Below are 6,124 nucleotides of genomic sequence, written 5' to 3'. Positions count from 1 at the left end.
TTTTCATTATCAGCAGCAGTGATGGAAAAAGAGCCATCCTGTCCTGTCACCGTAGATTTACCGGATAGTTTCAATTTCACACCAGCACCAGGCAAAGGTTGATTTTTTTCATCCAATACTCTCCCTTTCAGGTTTTTTTGGGCATAAAGTAAGTGGGGCGTTAATCCCAATAAAAGGATCAGCAATACCGCACACCTGGAAAAAGTTTTTAGTCTAAGTTTTCTCATAAGAGGAATAATTTACGTGAACAGGTTTTCTGTTTTTTAAATAATCTTAGGGCTCAGCTCATCGGTCTAGAATGGAGAATCGAACACAGGAATATTTGGTTATCATAAAAGTAGAAATTAAAAATTAAACTTGCAACCGATTGCATAAGTTATTTTAATAAATCGGTCAAATAAAATTTTTATTCATTTATAGGCGAGCTGATTTTCATTGAAGGCTACTAAATCACTCATAAACTGCTATTTATAGGCATTTAGAAATTTTCAACATCATAGAGGATAATACTTAATTTGCGAAACGGATTGATGCTTAGTTAAAAATAACTCAATAATAGCCACCTCCATAATTAAAAGAGACCGAATGAACTTGCATAAAAAGCAAATATCATTTTTGATAGACAAGCCAATTGCTGGTTCCACTTTAGCTCGAATAAAACCGGGTTCTATGAAATATTGAAGTTATAGTCCTGGTTAATCTACACAAACCGAAGATGGATAAATTTTCACATACCTAAAATACATAAGCAGAGAACGTGAACCTATCCTTCTATTTGTGGAATTTTGAAGCTGAATGGAATTTAATGCCAATTGTTTATTTTAACTCACTATAAAACCTAGCCTATCATTGCTATTGTCATCATTATGCGAAGGAATTAATTCATGGGTTCAATTTGAGTTTCACGCCTACATGACTTAATAGATGGATTTATAAAATTTATTTGAAACGAAACATACAACCGGTTGCATAAATATTTATACCTTTAATTTTTAACAGCTTTAAAGGCGATCATGAACGTAAAGGTCTGCCTTTTAAATAACCTGAAAATTAACCGAAGAGATACCTATGAAAATGATTCAAACGATGCGTTGGTATGGACCTGATGACATTGTAAGCCTTCAGGACCTGCGACAAGCCGGTTGCGAAGAGGTCGTTACGGCGCTTCATCAAATCCCTGTTGGCGATATATGGCCAATTGAGGCCATCCAGGAACGCATAACACTTATTGAAGCTGCAGGGATGCGCTGGACAGTAGTAGAAAGCCTTCCCGTTCATGAAGATATCAAAAAACGTGGCGGTGACTACCAGTTATTTATTGAAAACTACAAAATCAGTCTTCAGCATCTAGCGCAATGTGGACTTAAAGTCATCACCTATAACTTTATGGCCGTATTAGATTGGATGCGCACCAATCTAAAGTATGAAACAAGCACAGGCGCCCTTGCTTTAAGGTTTGAAAAATCGGCCTTTATAGCCTTTGATCTCTTTCTGTTAAAACGACCGAATGCAACCCAGAATTATACAGCGCGGGAAATTGAAAAAGCCACTTATTACTTTGACAACACTACAGAACTCACTAAAGCAGAACTCCTCAACAGCTGCTTACAAGGATTGCCGGGCAGCAAAGATCATTTCACACCAGAACAGGTGCTTGCCTTACTTAATGGTTTTAAAGGCATAGATGACCATAGGCTTCGTCAAAACTTGATTTCATTTTTAAAGGAAGTAACGCCAATTGCTGATAATGCTGGCTTGCAATTAGCCATTCACCCAGACGACCCTCCCTACCCTATTTTAGGTTTACCAAGAATCATGAGTACCGAAGCAGATGCCCGGGCTATTTTAAGTGCCGTTCCTGCGAAATCGAACGGATTGTGTTTTTGCAGCGGATCCTTTGGCGCCAGACCAGACAATGACCTGCCTGGAATGATTCAACGATTGGGTAGTCGCATTTATTTCCTGCACCTGCGGAGTACAGAAAGAGATGAGGAAGGGAATTTCTATGAAGCCAACCATTTGGAAGGGAATGCAAATGTATTTTCCCTGGTCAAAGAAATTATCAAATTAATGGCCGACGAACAAAGAGCGATCCCCATGCGACCAGATCATGGTCATCAAATGCTCGACGACCTTCATAAATCACCTTACCCAGGCTACAGTGCCATTGGCCGTTTAAAAGGTCTTGCAGAAATTAGAGGACTCGAACTAGGTATCCAAAAATGCTTGTTTCCTTAAAAGATTAAAACAGAATCAACCCTAACAGACTATATAACCACATGACTAAATTATGAAAACACTTGGTACCTTAGATTACGCCGTTTTCCTCACTTACTTTTTAATCGTAGCATTCTACGGCTGGTGGATTTACCGGCAAAAGAAAGCGCAGGAAAATTCAAAGGACTTTTTCCTGGCTAAAGATTCCCTGACCTGGTGGGCCATTGGGGCCTCCCTCATTGCCTCCAACATCTCTGCAGAACAGTTTATCGGTATGAGCGGCTCGGGCTTTAAAATGGGCCTTGCCATTGCCACTTACGAATGGATGGCCGCCGTGACCTTAATTATCGTCGCCGTTTTCTTCATCCCGGTCTACCTGAAAAACAAAATTTTCACCATGCCGCAATTCCTTCACCAGCGGTATAATGGTACAGTGGCCATGATTATGGCTGTTTTTTGGTTATTACTCTATGTGGTGGTAAACCTTACCTCAATTCTATACCTTGGTGCACTGGCCATCAACAGCATTTCAGGCATTAATTTAACCCTTTGTATGTACCTGCTGGCGGCTTTTTCAATCATCATCACCCTTGGTGGGATGAAAGTAATTGGCTATACAGATGTGATACAGGTGTTTTTCCTTATCCTAGGTGGTCTTGCTACAACCTATCTCGCCCTGCAATTGGTGGCTACCCATTTTGGCACCAGCGGTGTACTCAACGGCTTTAACCTGCTGACCGAGCATGCCGATAGTCATTTCCATATGATCTTTAAAAAAGAAGATGAAAATTACCTGGATCTACCTGGTCTTTCCGTGTTGATTGGCGGGATGTGGATTGTAAACCTTAACTATTGGGGTTGTAACCAATATATCACCCAAAGAGCATTAGGTGCCGACCTGCCTACCGCACGCAAAGGCTTGTTATTTGCTTCATTCCTTAAATTATTGATGCCTGTAATTGTGGTATTGCCAGGAATTGCAGCCTATGTTTTATACAAAGAAGGTTATGGAGATTTCAATACCGATATGATACAAGGTGGCGAGGTAGCCCCAGATACTGCCTATCCAGTTTTATTGAACCTGTTGCCATCGGGCTTAAAAGGCCTTTCCTTCGCGGCACTTACGGCCGCTGTGGTAGCTTCTCTTGCGGGAAAAGCAAATAGTATTGCCACCATTTTTACCCTTGATATTTACAAAAAAGTAATCAATAAAAATGCTGATGAGAACAAACAGGTAATTGTTGGTCGTTATGTGGTCATCACTGCTATGATTGTCGCTATTGTTATTTCGCCTTTACTGGGCATAGATAAAAAAGGAGGTTTCCAGTTTATTCAGGAATACACCGGATTTTTCTCTCCCGGCATCTTTGCCATGTTTATTTTAGGCTTCTTCTGGAAAAAAACAACCTCTAACGCGGCTCTATTTGCTACCGTAGGTGGTTTTGCACTATCTGTTGGGCTAAAATTCCTTCCGTTCGTCATGAACTTAGGCTTTTTAAGTGCATCAGGCTTTTCCAAGCTGGTGGCTCAAAGAGATGGAACGATGTTATACGAAATTCCATTTTTAGACCGCATGGGCTTTGTCTTTATCATTTGCATAGCCGTTATGTTTGTGATTAGTATCTATGAAACCAGCAGAGGCGTTATCGCCAAAGGCCTTGAAATTGAAAAAGAAATGTTCTATACCAGTAAAGGTTTTGCTGTGGGCTCCTTAATTGTTTTAGGTTTAATTGCTGCTCTATATACCGTTTATTGGTAGTGTTATAGCCTATTTCAAACAAACCGCCCTCTATTAGCGTTTAAGCATATATAAAATCAAACAAAGAATTATGCAAGGATGGCTTAAAACATTAATAGCAGGTGCCGCAGCCTGGAAATGGGGCGGTGGATGCTTCGGAACAATTTTTCTTTTCGTTATTATTTACTTTGTTCTAGGTCAAACCGGCTGCTAACAAATTTATTAAACAGGACAAATTGGTAAAAGAAAGCAAACAGGCCATATCACCTATTGTGATATGGCCTGTTTATTTACATCATCTTTTTTTAATTGACATGATGCCTCACCTTACGGTAAAGCTCATCAGGCAGAAATGGCTTAACGACACAATCATTCATCCCTACTTGTTTTAACTGGCCTTCAATTTCTTCCAATACATTAGCGGTCAGAGCAACAATTGGTAAAGTAACGCCACTGCTGCGCATCTTTGCCGTGGCTTCATAGCCATCCATCACCGGCATGTGTAAATCCATTAACACCATTTTATGCTTCTTTGTATCCAGCATTTCAATAGCTTCAAGTCCATTGTGTGCCACGTCGATATTAGCACCCCACTGCTCGAGGTACTTTTTGGCCACCAATACATTCATCAGGTTGTCTTCGACGAGTAATATGTGAATATTGTGCAGTGATTTAACTTCGGAAACAGCTGCGACAGGCATTTGCTGTGGAGAATTAATTGGAGCACCTTTATCAAACCGCAGGTTAAAATAAAACATAGAACCCTTACCCTCTTCACTACAGAGCAATAAAGAAGAATTCTGTAATTCCAAAAGCCTTTTACAGATCGAAAGTCCCAGACCTGTTCCGCCAAAAGCCCTGGAAGTAGAAGAGTCTGCCTGTGTAAAGCGCTCAAATATAAGTTTCTGTTTATCCTGCGAAATACCAATTCCTGTATCAATTACTTTTATTTGCAGGCTCACGCTGTCATCATCCTCATATTGCACCTTTATATGTAAGGAAACTTCACCTTTTTGAGTAAATTTAACCGCGTTGTTAACCAGGTTGGTCATCACCTGAGAAATCCGGGTGGGATCGCCCATGACCTTTTGAGTTAATTGGGGATCTATAATTAGTTTAAAGCTAATGTTCTTCTCTGCGGCGGCACTCTGTAAACCTCCAATAATATTCCGGGCAATTGAAGCAATATCCATTTCTATATGCTCAAATGAAATTTTTCCAGCTTCAATTTTGCTGTAATCCAACACATCATTTACGATAGCTAAGAGGTTATTTGCCGAAAAGTGCATCACTTCGAGGTTCTCTTTCTGGTCATTTCTTGGTTCACCGCTCAACAGCAAATTACTCATGCCTATAACGGCATTTAGTGGCGTCCTGATTTCGTGACTCATGGTGCTCAAAAAGTCGCTTTTTGCTTTTAAACCCTGCTCTGCAGCGGTTCTTGCCAGTTGAACACGATGGTAAACCCGATGTAATAAAATGAGAGACTGCAGGAAAAAAAAGCCCATGTAACAGATAAAGCATAAAAAATCGTAGGAGGAAATGTATCCATAGAAGAACAAGATGGTATGGCTACAAATAGCCAGCAGCAGAAAATAACTGATGAGAGAATAAATAGCTCCAGACCGCTTTTTACGACAGGCCACCATATAAACATACAATAGATGAAGCATGAAACAACTGATGAAACAAGTAAAAGGATCCAGCAGCTGTGAAAAATAGTAAGGCGACAGCACCATAGTCAGCAGGGAAATTGCAAAACAGATGGCACAAGTTATATAGAGTATCTTTCGGTTATAATCATCAGGATACAAATAGCGGGTATAAATTCCAAATAGCGCAGGCCCTAAAAACAGAGAAATATACTCCAGACGGAGGGTTAAATACCAGCTCAGATCTGGCAGCATATTATGTAACACGTAATCGTCTGAACCGACAATGCGGTAACTGTAAACAATAGAAAAAACAGCAAAAAACAGGATGGCTTTATCTCTATTGCCAATCAGGTAAAGGCCTAAGAAAAAAAGTCCACCCATAATTAAACATCCTGCCAGAAACCAATCAATAGCGTCAGAGAAGTTTTTGTCAAAATCAATTTGCTTTTTATCACCTATAATTAGGTGTTTAGTGATGCCACCTTTACTGTGAGAGAAATTGGCAATTTGTAAG

General features: G+C 40.0%; 4 protein-coding genes. 2 read left to right on the top strand and 2 right to left on the bottom strand.

Going from position 1 to position 6,124, the window contains the following annotated elements; genetic code table 11:
* Positions 1–227: carboxypeptidase-like regulatory domain-containing protein (locus ACR2F7_RS16685; RefSeq protein WP_432714674.1), on the bottom strand; the 227-nt coding region annotated here is incomplete at its 3' end.
* An 841-nt stretch (positions 228–1,068) separates the two neighbouring features.
* On the opposite strand from ACR2F7_RS16685, the gene uxuA reads away from it, so the two are divergent.
* Together uxuA and ACR2F7_RS16675 are read left to right on the top strand one after the other, a co-directional pair.
* Positions 1,069–2,238 carry a mannonate dehydratase gene (uxuA, locus tag ACR2F7_RS16680; protein WP_432714673.1) on the top strand — a complete coding sequence of 390 codons (1,170 nt, stop codon included), beginning with the start codon at positions 1,069–1,071 and terminating at the stop codon, positions 2,236–2,238.
* Between the two features lie 52 nt (positions 2,239–2,290).
* Entirely contained in the window at positions 2,291–3,976 is a 1,686-nt protein-coding gene (locus tag ACR2F7_RS16675; RefSeq protein WP_432714672.1) for a sodium/sugar symporter, read from the top strand.
* A 284-nt stretch (positions 3,977–4,260) separates the two neighbouring features.
* Here the strand turns inward: ACR2F7_RS16675 and ACR2F7_RS16670 are convergent.
* The coding region (locus ACR2F7_RS16670; protein ID WP_432714671.1) for an ATP-binding protein at positions 4,261–6,124 on the bottom strand (1,864 nt) is incomplete at its 5' end.

It is taken from the genome of Pedobacter sp., from assembly GCF_045628745.1.
Lineage (GTDB): Bacteria > Bacteroidota > Bacteroidia > Sphingobacteriales > Sphingobacteriaceae > Pedobacter.
This window is presented reverse-complemented; position numbering and strand designations above follow the sequence as displayed.